Annotated in this window: 13 protein-coding genes, 7 tRNA genes and 2 rRNA genes; 6 read left to right on the plus strand and 16 right to left on the minus strand. The window is 43.1% G+C overall.

The features are described 5' to 3' along the window. Nucleotides 1-5: 5 nt before the first annotated feature. The 10 genes from ACSBQP_RS15600 to ACSBQP_RS15645 all read right to left on the minus strand — a co-directional run bounded on the left by ACSBQP_RS15600 (nucleotide 6) and on the right by ACSBQP_RS15645 (nucleotide 5,292). The gene (locus tag ACSBQP_RS15600) at nucleotides 6-1,412 is read right to left on the minus strand and encodes a CdaR family protein (RefSeq protein ID WP_217816264.1); all 1,407 of its coding nucleotides are present in this window, start codon (nucleotides 1,410-1,412) and stop codon (nucleotides 6-8) included. Further along, the gene (gene cdaA / locus ACSBQP_RS15605) at nucleotides 1,405-2,226 is read right to left on the minus strand and encodes a diadenylate cyclase CdaA (RefSeq protein WP_008344027.1); all 822 of its coding nucleotides are present in this window, start codon (nucleotides 2,224-2,226) and stop codon (nucleotides 1,405-1,407) included. The genes ACSBQP_RS15600 and cdaA overlap by 8 nt, the downstream gene beginning before the upstream one ends. Before the next feature lie 205 nt (nucleotides 2,227-2,431). Further along, a complete protein-coding gene (gene rsiW / locus ACSBQP_RS15610) occupies nucleotides 2,432-3,058 on the minus strand; it encodes an anti-sigma-W factor RsiW (RefSeq protein WP_047946092.1) in 627 nt (208 codons plus the stop codon). 14 nt (nucleotides 3,059-3,072) lie between these two features. Continuing rightward, the gene (sigW, locus tag ACSBQP_RS15615) at nucleotides 3,073-3,636 is read right to left on the minus strand and encodes an RNA polymerase sigma factor SigW (protein ID WP_007498553.1); all 564 of its coding nucleotides are present in this window, start codon (nucleotides 3,634-3,636) and stop codon (nucleotides 3,073-3,075) included. A gap of 185 nt (nucleotides 3,637-3,821) precedes the next feature. Then, nucleotides 3,822-4,733 carry an arginase gene (gene rocF / locus ACSBQP_RS15620; protein WP_108611718.1) on the minus strand — a complete coding sequence of 304 codons (912 nt, stop codon included), beginning with the start codon at nucleotides 4,731-4,733 and terminating at the stop codon, nucleotides 3,822-3,824. A 137-nt stretch (nucleotides 4,734-4,870) separates the two neighbouring features. Continuing rightward, nucleotides 4,871-4,942: transfer RNA gene (locus ACSBQP_RS15625), tRNA-Gln, on the minus strand. A 4-nt stretch (nucleotides 4,943-4,946) separates the two neighbouring features. Beyond that, nucleotides 4,947-5,031, minus strand: a tRNA-Tyr gene (locus ACSBQP_RS15630). A gap of 28 nt (nucleotides 5,032-5,059) precedes the next feature. Further along, nucleotides 5,060-5,132, minus strand: a tRNA-Thr gene (locus tag ACSBQP_RS15635). A gap of 3 nt (nucleotides 5,133-5,135) precedes the next feature. Beyond that, nucleotides 5,136-5,211, minus strand: a tRNA-Val gene (locus ACSBQP_RS15640). A gap of 6 nt (nucleotides 5,212-5,217) precedes the next feature. Then, nucleotides 5,218-5,292: transfer RNA gene (locus tag ACSBQP_RS15645), tRNA-Glu, on the minus strand. A 220-nt stretch (nucleotides 5,293-5,512) separates the two neighbouring features. Here ACSBQP_RS15645 and murQ point away from each other — a divergent pair. From murQ to ACSBQP_RS15675, 6 genes are read left to right on the plus strand one after another with little or no spacing between them, the layout of a single operon-like run. Further along, complete coding sequence (gene murQ / locus ACSBQP_RS15650; protein WP_057078707.1) at nucleotides 5,513-6,424, plus strand: N-acetylmuramic acid 6-phosphate etherase; 912 nt, start codon at nucleotides 5,513-5,515, stop codon at nucleotides 6,422-6,424. A 12-nt stretch (nucleotides 6,425-6,436) separates the two neighbouring features. After that, complete coding sequence (locus ACSBQP_RS15655) at nucleotides 6,437-7,306, plus strand: MurR/RpiR family transcriptional regulator (protein WP_007498558.1); 870 nt, start codon at nucleotides 6,437-6,439, stop codon at nucleotides 7,304-7,306. Continuing rightward, the gene (locus tag ACSBQP_RS15660) at nucleotides 7,303-8,682 is read left to right on the plus strand and encodes a PTS transporter subunit EIIC (RefSeq protein WP_024719114.1); all 1,380 of its coding nucleotides are present in this window, start codon (nucleotides 7,303-7,305) and stop codon (nucleotides 8,680-8,682) included. The genes ACSBQP_RS15655 and ACSBQP_RS15660 overlap by 4 nt, the downstream gene beginning before the upstream one ends. A gap of 12 nt (nucleotides 8,683-8,694) precedes the next feature. Then, complete coding sequence (gene pbp4b, locus ACSBQP_RS15665) at nucleotides 8,695-10,050, plus strand: penicillin binding protein PBP4B (RefSeq protein WP_060832001.1); 1,356 nt, start codon at nucleotides 8,695-8,697, stop codon at nucleotides 10,048-10,050. 13 nt (nucleotides 10,051-10,063) lie between these two features. After that, entirely contained in the window at nucleotides 10,064-11,983 is a 1,920-nt protein-coding gene (locus tag ACSBQP_RS15670) for a glycoside hydrolase family 3 protein (RefSeq protein ID WP_435028592.1), read from the plus strand. Between the two features lie 50 nt (nucleotides 11,984-12,033). After that, on the plus strand, nucleotides 12,034-13,242 hold the full coding sequence (locus ACSBQP_RS15675; protein ID WP_419763447.1) for an exo-beta-N-acetylmuramidase NamZ family protein: 1,209 nt from the start codon (nucleotides 12,034-12,036) through the stop codon (nucleotides 13,240-13,242). Nucleotides 13,243-13,280: 38 nt separating this feature from the next. Here ACSBQP_RS15675 and ACSBQP_RS15680 read toward each other — a convergent pair whose 3' ends face one another. The 6 genes from ACSBQP_RS15680 to ACSBQP_RS15705 all read right to left on the minus strand — a co-directional run. Beyond that, complete coding sequence (locus ACSBQP_RS15680; RefSeq protein ID WP_035390705.1) at nucleotides 13,281-14,246, minus strand: bile acid:sodium symporter family protein; 966 nt, start codon at nucleotides 14,244-14,246, stop codon at nucleotides 13,281-13,283. Nucleotides 14,247-14,307: 61 nt separating this feature from the next. Continuing rightward, a complete protein-coding gene (locus ACSBQP_RS15685; protein ID WP_435028593.1) occupies nucleotides 14,308-15,747 on the minus strand; it encodes a SulP family inorganic anion transporter in 1,440 nt (479 codons plus the stop codon). A gap of 365 nt (nucleotides 15,748-16,112) precedes the next feature. Next, nucleotides 16,113-16,185 (minus strand) — tRNA-Thr (locus ACSBQP_RS15690). A 1-nt stretch (nucleotide 16,186) separates the two neighbouring features. After that, nucleotides 16,187-16,261: transfer RNA gene (locus tag ACSBQP_RS15695), tRNA-Asn, on the minus strand. 43 nt (nucleotides 16,262-16,304) lie between these two features. Continuing rightward, nucleotides 16,305-16,420 (minus strand): 5S ribosomal RNA (gene rrf / locus ACSBQP_RS15700). Between the two features lie 61 nt (nucleotides 16,421-16,481). Next, nucleotides 16,482-16,586, minus strand: a 23S ribosomal RNA gene (locus tag ACSBQP_RS15705); the annotation flags it as partial.

Genomic DNA, 16,586 nt, shown 5'->3' on the forward strand with positions numbered 1-16,586 from the left:
ACCATTCAAGAGGACGCTGCGTCCTCTTTGTTATCTTCTTTGACCCGCTGTCTTTGACTTGATTCTTTTTTTGCTTTATCTTGTGTTGATTCCTTTTGACTCTTCTCTTCCTGATCATCATCGGATGATTGATCTTTCCGATCATTCGTAGAAGCCGGCTGATCTTCTGTATCAGTAGAAGTCAGTTTCACTTTGACCTTCGATCTAGATAATGTCCAAGTCACATTTTGAGGGCCATTCACTTGTACTTTGACCTCATGTGTTCCTTCGTTTAAGTCCCCGACATTGATATAGGCTTCAATATCTGAAGTCTTTAGTTTATCAATTGCACTCTTTGAACCTTTTGCTGTTAGTGTGAGACGCCCAGAAGACGGACTCACAAATGCAGAGCTGAGATCCTTGCTCAGACCCACGACAGAAATTGGGACATTATCGATCTTTTTTTCTTCAGCTGTTGCAACCTTCACTTTGATTTTAACAGTTTCAGGCGATACCTTTTTCACGCCATCTGGCAGTGGAATGTCGGCATCAATCTCTGTATCATCTTTAATCTTGCTTAGGTCCAGCTTAACGCCGTCAATAAAATCAAGTGCATCCAGCACCTTTTGAGAACCGTAGACTGTAACCTCACTTGGGCTTGTCTCGATGCTTGAGATACTGATTCCATCTGGTAAGCTGCCCGTCCGCTCAATCTTAAACGGGACCTTCTTGCTTGGACTCGTAATCGGGACCGTAATATCTACTACAGACGGACTCACTTCGACTGGTAGCTCATTCCCGCTGCTATCATACACAGTGAGCTTCGCTTCTTTCTCAATTTGCTGATCGACATCCTCTAAATTCACAAATGCTTTAATGACAGAAATTTTGTCGATCACGTCTTTTGAGCCAGTGACCGTGACCTTTTTCGGATTCACAATAGGCTGTTCCGGTGAATAGCCGTCTTTGATTTTATTTTGATTATAAAATTCCGTTTCAACAGGGAATTCAGCTGTCGTTTTTTCTTGTATCGTCACAGTCGTCACAGACGGATTAATCGTTAATGTGATTCCTTTCGATACATCTCTTGCCTTCAATTCGACTTTATGTGTACCTGTCGTCAGGTTTTGCATATCTGCGTAAATTTCAAAATTTTTCGTTTGTCTTGCTGTTTTCACAGCACTAGTTGATCCTTTAATCGTGACATTGACTGTCTGCGGCACACCAGTGACTACATACTTTTCGTCGTCATAATATGCTTTAACAGGAATGTCCGTTAAGGTTGCTTCGTCTGTTGTCGATGTTGGGAAAAAGGATTCACCGATTTTTTTCGGCGTGGGCGCTTGCGCTGAATTGACTGCACCATACAGCAATAAAGCGAAGACCAATGCAAGAAACTTAACGGCCCAGCGATTATTCAAAATCTTATCCATTTTTCTTGCCCCTCCAATACCATTTGGTCGAGGAAGCATCTTTGCTGTTCTTACTAAACTCAGCAATCAGCATTTCTTCAAGCGCTTCTTCTGTCAATTCTCGATGGAGATCACCATTTCTTGCGACACTAATGCCGCCTGTCTCCTCGGAGACGATGACGGTTAAACTGTCCGTTACTTCACTAATACCAACTGCCGCGCGGTGACGTGTACCGAGCTCCTTAGAGATAAAAGGACTTTCAGACAGCGGTAAATAACACGCTGCAGCTGCAATCTCATCACGCTTCATAATCACAGCGCCGTCATGAAGCGGTGTATTCGGAATGAAGATATTAATCAGCAGCTCAGAACTGACCTTTGCATTTAAAGGAATTCCGGTCTCTATGTAATCATTCATCCCAGTATCGCGCTCAATCGTTAACAGCGCGCCTATTCTTCGTTTTGCCATATAGTTAATTGCTTTTGTAATTGCCTCGATCGTTTTCTGCTGCTGTTCCTCTACAGGTGTTCCGCTTCTAGAGAAGAAACGGCCGCGCCCAAGCTGCTCAAGCGCTCTCCTTAGCTCTGGCTGAAAAATAATAATGATCGCAAGGAACCCCCACGTAATCGCTTGATCCATCAGCCATTGAAGTGTGTTAAGACCGAGATACGCACTTCCCATCCTGACGAGAACAATGACGACAATTCCCTTTAAAAGCTGAACCGCTTTTGTTCCGCGGATGACCATCATTAATTTATATATCACATACCAAACAACGAGAATATCAACAGCATTACCGAGGTACTGCAAAAAAGGAATATCCCCTAAAGCCATTTCCTCGTCCTCCAGAATTTTCAGTTATTCTTCGTTCGATTCATTTTTTATAAAAAAAAGAGCCTATGTGTAAGTACATAGCGTGGCTATTATACCACATTTTGTTTCAGCAAGGAAAATAGTTGCCATATCTGGCTGGCATTCAAGTCTGTCCATCAATAGAAAAAGAGCAGTCCCCTTAGAGACTGCTCTCAAGCTGTTTGATTTACTTTTGCTCCTCTGGTCCAATGACCCGCATCACGTCTTGTGCTGTAGACTTCATTTTGTACCAAACCCAATCAAACACTTCATTAATTTCATTGATTTGACCAGTGACTTGTCCGGCAGAAGCAGTCAGCTGTTCTCCATTGACGACTGTTACGTTTCCATCAACCTTGCCTTCTACAATCAGCTTGCCATTTTTCACAGTGACGTCACCTTTGACGGTTTCCCCTTTAGGTACCGTCACTGTATCATTTTCAACCACGAGATTCGGCTGCTTTGACACACTGAAATTATGATCCGTATTCCAGCTAGTAAACAGACTGCCTCCCATCAATATGACAAAGAGGGCAGCGGCGACCATTAGCGGATGAGCTTTGATCCATCTTTGAATCGACACACGCTTTTTCTCCTTTGGAAGACCTGCCATCACCTTTGCAGTGAAATCAGATGGTGCTTCTATATGAGATGTACTCTGCACGAGCGCGATGGATTTCTCAATTTGTTGAAAATGAGTACGGCATTCCTCACACGATTGCAGATGGCTCTTTAATTCTTTTTCATCTTCGGGCTCAATGTCCCCGTCTAAATACTGATGCATAAGCAGGACGATTCTTTCCTGACAGCTCATCAAAATCACCTCACTCAAAGGTCTCTCAACTGTTTCCGGAGAGCCTCTCTACCCCTGTGTATTCTCGTTTTCACCGTACCAACTGGTATATTCAGAATCTCACTAATTTCTTTTAACGAGAGTTCATCAATATACTTTAATACGATGACCGAGCGATATTTATCGGGTAATCTTAAAATTTTTTGCTGAATGGTGCTCGATAATTCAAGCGACACCACCTCGTCCTCTGGCAAAATGCCGTCAGCCGCAATTTGAGAATACATATTCAGTCCTTCTGTCCCTGCCACCTCTGCATCTAAATAATAATCCGGCTTTTTTTTACGAATACGGTCGATGGTCAGGTTGGTTGCAATGCGGTACAGCCACGTGGAAAACTTACGATTCACATCAAAGCTCTCAATATTCACATAGGCACGAATAAACGCCTCCTGCGCAATATCTTCTGCTTCATGTGCATTCCCAAGCATACGGTAGCACAGCTGATAAATTTTGTCTTTATACAGGTCTACGATGTCTGCAAATGCGTTCTGGTCGCCTTTTTTCACTTGCTTAATTCTCTTTTTAATCATTGTTTCCATAGTATATTCAACCTCTGCCTTCACCGGTCTTTATGTATACGAACCTCGTTCCAAAAGGTTTCATTCTCCTCTAAAAAATAGTGTAACAAATTTTTGACAGCATGTTACGCTTATCAGCCGGTAAAAACCTTAACATATCCTTAAATTTCCCCAAAATTAAAAAAAGAACGGGAACAAGTCCCGCTCTATAATAGCTTTTCACCCATTAAAGAACCAATTAATGCAACTGCCGTTTCTGCTGTTTTATTTTTCTCATCTAATACCGGATTCACCTCAACAAACTCAGCAGATGTCAAAATACCTGCTTCCTCTAAAAGCTCCATTGCAAGATGACTCTCCCTATAACTGATGCCGCCTGCAACCGGCGTTCCCACGCCAGGGCACTCCGCTGGATCTAGGCCATCTAAATCAAGCGACAAATGAACACCATCTGTTCTTTCTTTTAAATACGCAATGGCTTCCTCCATTACTCTCGTCATCCCTAATCGATCTATTTCATGCATCGTATACACTTTAATGCCTTTTTCTCTAATTAATGCCCGCTCTCCTTCATCTAAAGAACGAGCACCAATCAAGATCACATTCTCAGGCTTTACTTTAGGCGCATAGCCGCCAATATTCGTTAGATCAGCATGCCCAAGGCCGAGACTGACAGCAAGTGGCATCCCATGAATATTTCCAGAAGGAGAAGTTTCCTCTGTATTTAAATCACCGTGCGCATCATACCAAATGACACCCAAATTTTCATAATGCTTGGCTACACCGGCTAGTGTACCAATTGCAATGCTATGATCCCCGCCTAAAATCAGCGGAAACGAACCTGACTGCACAATACTGCTAACCTTTTCAGCAAGAAGCTGGTTTGCGCCAGCATTCTCCGTTAAGTTTTTCAGTTTTTCACTTGTATAGAGACCTTTCTCATCATCCCTTTGCTCAACAGGAATATCCCCTAAATCCTCGACACCAAATGAAAGCGATTCCAATTTTTCTTTTACGCCAGCACAGCGAATGGCACTCGGCCCCATATCAACGCCTCTTCTCATTTGACCGAGATCCATCGGCACCCCGACAATCGTGACCTTCTTTTGATCTCCCATATGTACATCCCCTTTCCGTTCATGCTTATATTTTACTTTCTCGGTACCTTTTGACTCAACTCAACAATATTTTGAATAGTTATACATTCCAATCGTCAAAATAAAAAAAAGACACCTTTTTAAAAAAGGTGTCTTAACTGGGCTAGCTGGATTCGAACCAACGCATGACGGAGTCAAAGTCCGTTGCCTTACCGCTTGGCTATAGCCCAAAAATGGTGGAGGGGGGCGGATTCGAACCGCCGAACCCGGAGGGAGCGGATTTACAGTCCGCCGCGTTTAGCCACTTCGCTACCCCTCCACATATGGAATTGATAAAAGAAAAACAGTGCCGGCAAGAGGACTTGAACCCCCAACCTACTGATTACAAGTCAGTTGCTCTACCAGTTGAGCTACACCGGCATATGGTGGAGGATGACGGGCTCGAACCGCCGACCCTCTGCTTGTAAGGCAGATGCTCTCCCAGCTGAGCTAATCCTCCACATCATGGTGACCCGTACGGGATTCGAACCCGTGTTACCGCCGTGAAAGGGCGGTGTCTTAACCGCTTGACCAACGGGCCAGTTTGTCAAGTTTACTGTTTCCGTGAAGCTGACAAAAGTTATTATATACAGGTTGTCCCCCTTTTGTAAAGGGGATTTTTATTTTTTTTATTTTCTAACTATTCAACCCTCATCAGCATAACATTTCGACTGAAATATAATTTCAGTATTTAAATATAATATTGAAATTTCATGTCATACTCAATATACTGAAAATGAAGAAATAAGGAGGTATGTCACATGCAGCCATCTCAACTGCGTTCTTTGACAACAGAATCAAGAAACCCTAACACCATGAGAATTTCACAAGCAAGCCCGCTAGAAATACTCCAAATGATAAATGCGGAAGATATGAAGGTCGCTGAAGCCGTCAACCGTGTCCTTCCAGACGTAAAGACAGCAAGTGACTTGGCCTTTGAATCCATCTCGAATGGGGGCAGACTCATTTATCTAGGCGCTGGAACAAGCGGCAGAATTGGGGTAATGGATGCGGTCGAATGTCCACCTACCTATAGCATTTCACCTGATGTCATCGTAGGCATCATGGCCGGTGGCGACTCTGCCTTTTCACATGCAGCAGAAGATGTGGAAGACAGTGAAGAAGCTGGTCAAAAAGATTTAGAACACATCCACCTCACATCAAAAGATACAGTTGTCGGCATCGCGGCGAGCGGTAGAACACCCTATATCATTGGCGCTTTAAACTATGCTAGAACCATTGGAGCAAAAACAGTAGCCCTCAGCTGCAATGAACAAGCAGAGATTAGCGAACTAGCAGACTGCGCCATTGAAGTCGTTGTAGGACCAGAAGTCATCACTGGGTCAACACGAATGAAAGCCGCATCCGCTCATAAAATGATTTTAAATATGCTTTCCACCTCTGTCATGATCAGACAAGGCAAAGTATATGAAAACCTGATGGTAGATGTAAAAGTAAGCAATCATAAACTAAAAGAACGCGCCATCACCATCATTCAGCATGTGACCAATGCTTCCTACGAACAAGCCGTAAAAGCCCTTGAAGCAGCCGATTTAGAAGTTAAAACAGCCATCGTCATGCTCCAAACCAAAACAGATAAAAAGACAGCCAAAGACCTGCTCAACAAAGCAGATGGTCACATCGACAAAGCCATCTTACGTCATCAATCTTAAAGGAGGAAACTCATGTCAGCAGGCGGACTCACCCTACTACACACAATGAAATCAAAGCTTCCCCAATCTGAAAAAATCATTGCAGACTATATCCTTGCCCATCCTGACAAAGTCATTAAAAGCACAGTTCATGAAATCAGTCAGGCTGCCGGTGCAAGCAGCTCTGCCGTCATCCGCCTCTGTAAGTCTCTCGGGCTGGATGGCTATCACGATTTGAAAATGCGGATCGCTGGAGACTTAATGCACACTGATAAACAAGGCTACCGGGATATCGAACAAGATGAACCACTTCAATCCATTATTCAAAAGACAGCAGGAAACACCATTCAATCGATCAAAGATACAGCCTCTATTTTAAATGTAGAAGCTTTAGAAAAAGCTGTTCAACTGCTACTGAATGCAAACCAAATCCATTTTATCGGTGTGGGTGCATCTGGCATCGTCGCAGCTGATGCCCAGCAGAAATTTCTCAGAATCAATTATGCAGCTACAGCCTTTACTGACATGCACATCGCATCTACGGTCATCGCAAATGCTGGAAAGAATGACATTGTGTTCGGTATATCCTTTTCTGGAGAAACGTTAGACATCATCCAAGCCCTTCAGCTCGCCAAAGAAAATGAAGTAAAAACCATTGCTTTAACGCATCCAGGGCATACAAGCGTTTCTGCATTGTGTGATGTCCATCTATCAACGTCCGGTTCCAATGAAGCACCTTTTCGCAGTGCTGCCACTTCCTCTAGAATGGCACAGCTCTATTTAATCGATGTCTTGTTCCTCAGTTTAGCCTCCCGTCAATATGAACAGACAGCACAATATATTGACAAAACAAGGCATGCCATCCGCTCCATGAAACGAAAAACAAAGGGGGATTCAACATGAGTCATCAAAAGAAATATCAGCAGTTGGCGAAAGAAATCCTTTCACTCTGTGGTGGTTCTGAAAACATCTCTTCCCACACACATTGTATGACACGTCTCCGAATTACACCCATTGATCGTGAAAAAGTGGAAACCACCGCGATCAAAGAACTCGATGGCGTCATTGGCGTCGTCGAAGCGGAAACACTGCAAATCATTTTAGGCACAGGTGTTGTCAACCAAGTATCAAGTGCGTTTGAACAGCTGCTCAATGCCTCAGGTTCATATGACTTAAACAACGAAGCACAGAAAAACAAACAAGCCATTTCACAAAAGAACCGCACACCATTCAAGCTGTTCTTACGGCGGATCGCCAGCATTTTCATTCCCATTATTCCAGCACTCGTTGCATCGGGTCTTATAACGGGTATTACAAAAGCGGTCGTGCAAGCAGGCTGGCTCGATGAAAAATCTCAAGCTGCGATTATCCTAACCGTTATAGGCTCAGGCTTGTTTGCTTATCTCGGTATATTAGTAGGAACAAACGCCGCAAAAGAATTTGGTGGCTCTCCTGCATTAGGCGCATTAGCAGGTATTCTCATCATTAACCCAGCTGCCGCTGATATTATGTTATTTGGCACTAATATTCTACCAGGAAGAGGCGGACTTATCGGTGTTCTTCTTGCAGCTATTTTTATGGCACTTGTTGAGACCCGGATCAGACGCTTCGTCCCGCAATCACTCGATATCATTGTCACACCAACCATCACACTACTCATTACAGGCATTTTCACGTACGTTATCTTCATGCCAGTCGGCGGATTTATATCTGATGCCATCACCTCTGGACTTACTTATCTATTAAACATTGGCGGTATTTTTGCCGGATTTGTTCTTGGTGCGACCTTCCTTCCTCTTGTTGTCACTGGACTTCACCAAGGCCTAACACCTATTCATATGGAACTGATTAATTCAATTGGAGATGACCCGCTTCTGCCAATCCTCGCTATGGGAGGCGCAGGACAGGTCGGTGCTGCTTTTGCCATTTATATGAAAACAAAAAAGAAAAAGCTGAAAAGAGCCATTGCAGGCGGACTTCCTTCAGGAATGCTTGGAATTGGAGAACCGCTCATTTTCGGTGTCACACTCCCGCTCGGAAGACCCTTCCTCACTGCTTGTCTCGGCGCAGGAATCGGCGGAGCATTTCAAGCCTATTTCCAAATCGCCACTAAAGCAATCGGGGTATCAGGTCTCCCATTAACCTTTATCGTTCACACACATCAAATGCTGCTTTACTTAATAGGTCTCTTCATTGCATATGTCGCTGGATTTATCTTCACATACTTATTCGGATTTCATGATGATATGGCTGTTGAATTCGAGGAAAATAAGCAATAGGAGGTCTAGCTCTTGAAGAAATATTTTCTCATCATCACAAGTCTGTTCATGCTCCTAGGGTTACCAGTACAAACATTTGCAACTAGCTCCCATCCTGTATCGTCTTTGTCTAAAACAGCACCTGAAGAATATCCCGTCTTAAAAAAAGCAAAACGACCGGAACAAGTAGGTTTTTCATCTAGGCAGCTTAGGAAGGTTGATCACATGATTCAAAACGATATCAAAGCAGGATTTCCAGGGGCAGCACTCATCATTATCAAGGATGGTCAGATCGTCCATCAAAAAGCCTATGGCTACAGACAAAAATATAAAGGGACAACAGAACTCAAATTCTATAAGAAAATGAAAAAGAACACACTGTTCGATTTGGCATCCAATACAAAAATGTATGCCACCAACTATGCCCTGCAAAAGCTAGTATATGAACAAAAACTAGATGTAAATGAAAAAATACAAACCATCCTGCCAGACTTTCAAGATGAACCAGATGCAAAGGTAACCGGCAAAGATCAGCTTCGAGTCAAGGATCTTCTCACCCATTCTGCCGGACTGCCTTCCAGTGTTTTATTTTATAGCAAAGAGCAAGCGGGCTCTTTTTTCTCTCAAGATAGACAAACAACCATGAAATGGCTGCCAAAGGTGCCTCTGCAATACAAGCCAGGCACTCAGCATATTTATAGTGATATTGATTACATGCTGTTAGGCATGATCATTGAGAAAAAAACCGGTATGCCACTTGATCAATATGTAGAGTCAACGATTTATCGACCGCTTGGTCTAAAACATACCATGTTCAATCCGCTGAAAAAGGGATTCAAGCCAAAGCATTTTGCAGCAACCGAGCGTCTAGGCAATACAAGAGATGGTGTCATTGATTTTGAAAACATTCGCAGGTATACCTTGCTAGGTGAAGTCCACGATGAGAAAGCCTATTACTCAATGGCAGGTGTCTCCGGACATGCTGGACTTTTCTCTAATACATCAGATATGGCCGTACTGCTTCAGCTGATGCTCAATAAAGGAGGCTATGGGAAAACAACCATCTTTGACCAAGCTTCTATCGATCTCTTTACGGAATCATCAGACACGAACCCAACTTACGGGCTAGGCTGGCGGAAAAACGGCAATACTGACATGGAATGGATGTTTGGGAAATACGCAAGTAAAGAAGCGTATGGACACACAGGCTGGACCGGAACGATGACTTTGATTGATCCAAAACACAATCTAGGCGTCGTCTTGCTGACAAATAAAAAACATTCACCCGTCGTTTCACCTGAAGTCAACCCAAATCAATTTGAAGGTGACCTTTTCCCAACTGGTACTTATGGAAGCATCATGACCGCAATCTACGAATCTTTTAAGTAAAAGGAGGAATTCGATGTTAAAAGCTCTGTTCCCCGCTGCACTCGTTTTGGCCCTGCTCACCTCTTCCATTCCAACGGAAAAGGTGAGCTCCGCCCCTCTCCCAACTGCCAAACAAATGGTTCAGGACATGTCCTTGGATGAAAAAATTGGCCAAATGCTCATGCCAGACTTTCGCAATTGGCAAGCAGAAGGTGCATCCGCTCCTACAGGCTTCACAAAAATGAATAAAGAAGTCTCTCACCTTGTAGAGAAATATCATTTAGGCGGTGTCATCTTATTTGCAGAAAATGTCGTTGATACGAAACAAACCGTCAAACTCACACATGAATTTCAACAAGCATCACCCAACATTCCTTTACTCATTTCCATTGATCAAGAAGGCGGAATCGTCACAAGACTACAAAAGGGAACACATTTCCCAGGAAATATGTCGATTGGTGCCTCTAGAAGTAAGAAAAATGCATATGACACAGGAAAAATCATCGGCAAAGAATTAAACGCTCTAGGTATCAATACAAACTTCTCTCCTGTTCTTGATGTGAATAATAACCCGAATAACCCCGTCATTGGTGTCCGTTCCTTTAGCTCTGACCCTGCACTAGTCACGCGACTTGGTCTTCAAACCATGAAAGGACTTCAAGAGGGAAAGACCATTTCCACATTAAAGCATTTCCCGGGACATGGTGATACAGCTGTTGATAGTCACTACGGACTTCCGCTTGTCGAACATGATCTAGATCGTCTTAAAAAGGTGGAGCTGTATCCGTTTCAACAAGCAATCAACGCAGGGGCAGATATGGTCATGACCGCTCATGTTCAATTCCCAGCCATTGATGACACAACGTATAAAAGTAAAAAAGATGGCGAGGACATTATGGTTCCAGCAACCTTATCAAAAAAAGTCATCACAAACTTATTAAAAGAAGACATGGGCTTTCAAGGAGTGGTTGTAACAGACGCCCTTAATATGAAAGCGATTGCAGATAACTTCGGACAGGAAGAAGCTGTGGTAATGGCTATTAAAGCAGGCGTCGACATTGCCCTCATGCCAGCACCTGTCACGTCCTTAAAGACAGAAAAAAACCTAGAGAATGTGTTCAATGCTTTAAAAAGAGCAGTTCTCACAAACGAAATTCCAATGTCCCAGATCAATCAATCTGTCGAAAAAATCCTTCAATTAAAGATCAAACGCGGCATCATTTCCGCCAATAAATCAGTAAGCCTTGAGAAGAAAATCAAAAAAGCCACACAGCTCGTTGGTCAAAAGTCGCACCGAAAAGCAGAACAAAAAATGGCACGCGAAGGAATCACTCTCCTTAAAAACAACGACAAAACCTTGCCTTTTAAGCCTAAAAAGAATGACAAAATCGTACTCATGGCACCATACGAAGATCAAACAAAAGCAATGTCCGTCACAATTGAATCTCTGATCAAACAAAAAAAGATCAAACCTGTGCGTATCCAATCATACACATTTGCAGATAAGAGCTTCTCCAAAGAAACAGCCAAACTCATTCAAGATGCTGACTATGTCATTACAGGCTCTTACGTTGTCCAAAATGACCCAGCTGTGAATGATGGCGTCATTGATGACGGTGTACAGGATCCGAAAAAATGGGCGACGGCATTCCCTCGTGCTGTCATGAAAGAAGCAGCAGCACAAAACAAAAAATTGGTCATCATGAGTCTTAGAAACCCATATGATGCTGCAAATTTCGAGGAAGCCGACGCCTTACTGGCTGTGTACGGTTTTAAAGGGTACTCAAACGGACAATTCAATCAACCGAATATTCCTGCGGGACTAGAAGTGATTTTTGGATCGGCCTCACCTAAAGGGAAATTGCCCGTCGCTATCCCATCAGTCACTCATCCTAATCAAACCCTTTACCCATTTGGCTATGGACTCAATTTAAAAGGCAAACAGATCAAATAGGAGGGATTCTCTTGAAAAAGACAGCAAGCTTAATACTCGCTAGCATTCTCATGATCAGCACATTGACCGCCGCCTCCCCCGCAGATTCAGAACGAACAGATACAAAAGGAAAAAAAGCAACAGTCAAAACAGGTATCGAAACATTACTCTCAAGTAACCTCTCTTGGCTTAAAGGGAAAAAAGTAGGGCTTATTACGAATCCTACTGGCATTGATGCAAACATGAAAAGCAGTGTCGATCTGCTATTTGAACACCCCGATATTAAACTGACTGCCTTGTATGGACCTGAACATGGCGTCCGTGGTGATGCACAAGCAGGAGAAGGCGTGGAATCGTATACTGACGAAAAAACAGGCCTGCCTGTTTACTCTCTTTATGGAAAAACAAGAAAGCCAACTCCTGAAATGCTCAAAAATGTAGATGTCCTGCTATTTGATATTCAAGACGTTGGTGCTCGTTATTACACCTATATATACACGATGGCGTATGCAATGGAAGCAGCTAAGGAAAACAACATTCCATTTGTTGTCTTAGATCGTCCAAACCCAATAGGCGGACTAAAAGTAGAAGGACCCGTATTAGAGCCAGAACACGCCTCATTTGTAGGTCTCTATCCCATCCCATTAAGACATGGGATGACAACTGGAGAACTTGCATACATGTTTAACAAAGAGTTTCATATCAACGCTGATGTAAAAGTGATCAAAATGAAACATTGGAAACGATCCATGACGTTCGATGACACGAAGCTGCCGTTCGTCCTCCCTTCACCTAATATGCCGACCGTTGATAGTACCTTTGTTTACCCAGCAACAGGATTAATCGAAGGCACAAACGTTTCTGAAGGCAGAGGAACGACAAAACCGTTCGAACTCATTGGCGCTCCATATATCAATAGCAATGAGCTAGCAGATCATTTAAATGGGTTAAAACTAAAAGGCGTTCAATTTAGACCTGTCTCATTTACCCCTACCTTTTCAAAACATGCCGGGACTTTGTCTCACGGGGTACAGCTTTATGTCACAGACCGAAAATCATTCGAAGCAGTCAAAACAGGTCTATCCATCATCAAAGCAATACATGACACGTATCCTAATGACTTTCAATTCCTACAAACAGGCAGCTTTGATAAACTCATCGGGAATAGCTGGATCAAAGAAGAAATCAATAAAGGCACTTCCATCAAACACATCATGAAACAATACCACCATGATCTAAAGACATTCGAAAAGAAACGGAAGAAATACCTCATCTATTAATCGCAAAAAAGCCTCCACCTTAAAGGATGGAGGTTTTTTCATGATAAAGACTTAGTCACAGCAGGTACTTTCAGCTCGAAACGATGAAGTAAAAAGCCAAACAAGGCTGCAAGCACTTGCTGAAACAGCATGCCAATCACGACAGGAACAGCAACAGCAGGCGGAAAAAAGCTAATGGCAAGCACAGCACCCGCGCTAATGTTCCGCATACCGCCCGTATACACAATCGCCACAATTTCTCCTTGGGTACATTTCATCGCCTTTCCAATCAACCACGCAAACGCATACCCACTCATCGCAATGAAAAAGACAGTCGCTGCTTTGCTAAAAAACGCAGCATCCAGTTCACGCAAATATGGGGCGACAACAGAACTGTTAATCGATACGACAACAAACAAGCCTAATTTTGAAAAAGGAGCCAAGGTCTGACTCATTGCTTTTGTCACCGATGGCTTTGCATACTGACGAACGAGCATCCCTAAAATAGAGGGCAACACCACCATACCGAATAGTCCTTTCATGATCGCCACCATGTCCATATGGACCTGTGTACCAACGAAGATTGATAAGCTGACTGGCACAATCAATGGCGAAAGCAATGTATCAATTAATATGATAGATAACGTTAACCCCACATTCCCTTTATACATTGCTGCCCATATTAAACTAGACACACCTGTCGGAATCACCATCGCAAGCGTCAAACCGGTGATCGTCATAGAATCACCCGCAAATATCAAATGCCCCGCCGACCATGCATAAAGGGGCATCAGCACATGCAAAATCATAAACGATAAAATCAAAGGCAATGGATGCATCACCGTATGTTTTAAAGCTGAAAAAGTAGATGACAAGCTCCCTGAAAATGTCATCACAGCAAACACCCAAGGCACCAAAAAGGTGAAATCTTTTAAATACGCCGCCAATAATACACCAAGTAGCACGCTGACAGGCGTAATGAGCGGCATCATCCGGCCGAGCACCTGATTCAAACGGACAAGCATGCCGGCCACCTCCATCCTTCACTTTCTTCCTTGTTCTATTGTAACAAACAGAAAAGTCTTTTTAAGATCCGATCACTTGTTTCATAAGTTTTTGACTAGACGTATCCATTCCAACTACGTCCACCTCTACACCAGCTGTACAATATTTTTCCTTCACACGTTCAATTGCGGCCACACCTGATTCGTCCCATATACGCGCTTCAGACAAATCAATCACAACCGTGTTCAAGTCGTTTCCATGATGGAAGGCTTGAATCAATTCAGTCACGGAAGCAAAGAAAATTTGACCCTTAATTCGATAAACCCATGTACCAGCTTGGCTTTCTGTAGAGGTAATATGCAGTTTTGATATTTTAGCCACAAAGAATACGGCACTAAGCAGCACCCCTGCAAAAACACCCTTGGATAAATCATGAGTGAACACCACCGTCACGACCGTGACAATCATGACAATAGAATCTGTTTTTGGGTTCTTTTTTAGCTGCTGGAATGAACCCCAATCAAAGGTACCAATAGAAACCATGATCATGACAGCAACAAGAGCAGCCATTGGAATTTGAACAACCACATCACCAAGCACAAAAATCAATACCATTAAAAATGCACCAGCAACAAAGGTAGAAAGCCTGCCTCGTCCCCCTGCCTTTGTATTAATCACAGATTGACCAATCATCGCACAGCCAGCCATACCGCCAAAAAATCCTGCCACCACATTGGCAATTCCTTGGCCTCTCGCTTCCTTATTTTTACGACTAGACGTTTCCGTCATATCATCTACAATCTGTGCTGTTAATAAAGATTCAAGTAAACCAACCATCGCAAGTGCTAAGGAATAAGGAAAAATGATAGCAAGTGTTTCCCAGTTAAACGGTACATTTGGGATAAGAAAAACTGGCAAAGAGCTAGGCAGCTCTCCCATGTCTCCAACCGTTCTGACATCAATATGCCCAAATACAGCAATCATCGTCATCACAATAATCGCAATAAGTGGAGAGGGAATAACTTTTGTGACCATCGGCAATACATAAATGATCAACAATGCTCCACCTGTCATGACATACATAGCCATGGATTCCCCAACGAAATGCGGCAGCTGTGCCATGAAGATCATAATTGCCAATGCATTAACAAAACCAACCATCACAGACCTCGGAATAAATTTCATCAGACGAGAAACACGGCACAATCCAAACACAATTTGAATCAAGCCTGTTAAAATCGTAGCTGCGAACAAATACTGCAATCCATGATCTGCAATCAAATTGACCATGACCAGCGCCATAGCACCAGTAGCGGCAGAGATCATACCTGGCCGTCCACCAACAAACGAAATCACAATCGCAATACAAAACGAAGCATACAAACCGACCTTAGGATCAACGCCCGCAATAATCGAAAACGCAATCGCTTCAGGAATCAAAGCCAAGGCCACTAAAATACCCGCCAGCACATCCTGACGCACATGCCCAAACCATTCTTGCTTTACAAATAAATCTTTCAAACCATCTACTCCTTTTTATATACATACCGCACAAGGAAAAAGAAGGCGAATAAAACCCGGAGATACAGAAAGGAAAAAACAATAACCATTCAATTTCGGGGAAAAAGAGGAACGTACAGAGTCTTTTGTAAGAGAGGAAGTCATCACTTTAGTAAGGATAAAAGAAATACGCCGAAGAATCAAGAACAAATAGAAGGAGTATGTAGAAAGCTAAGGCAAAGCTTCCATCAAAATCGCTCAATTCATTTTCTAGTTTAATAAGCCGAACCAAGATCAATAAACGTTAAATATATATTTTAAAACAAACAAAAAAAGCCTTCTCATCAACGAGAAACCTTAACATTTACCATTATCATATAGAGGAAAGCTTCCAAGCGGGCTCGAACCGCTGACCTCTTCCTTACCATGGAAGTGCTCTACCTACTGAGCTATGGAAGCATGGCTCCGCAGGTAGGACTCGAACCTACGACCGATCGGTTAACAGCCGATAGCTCTACCACTGAGCTACTGCGGAATGGATAAAGTAACTTCTTCCATTGGAAGGATATAAACAAAAAGCTTGGCGGCGTCCTACTCTCACAGGGGGAAACCCCCAACTACCATCGGCGCTGAAGAGCTTAACTTCCGTGTTCGGTATGGGAACGGGTGTGACCTCTTCGCTATCGCCACCAAACCTGATGGAGAGAATGTTCTCTCAAAACTAGATAACAACGTTCATTTTTCACATTAGAATATAGGTTAAGTCCTCGATCTATTAGTATCTGTCAGCTCCACGTGTCACCACGCTTCCACCTCAGACCTATCAACCTGATCATCTTTCAGGGATCTTACTTCCTTGC

The organism is Bacillus sp. G402 (assembly GCF_051172515.1).
GTDB lineage: Bacteria > Bacillota > Bacilli > Bacillales > Bacillaceae > Bacillus > Bacillus altitudinis.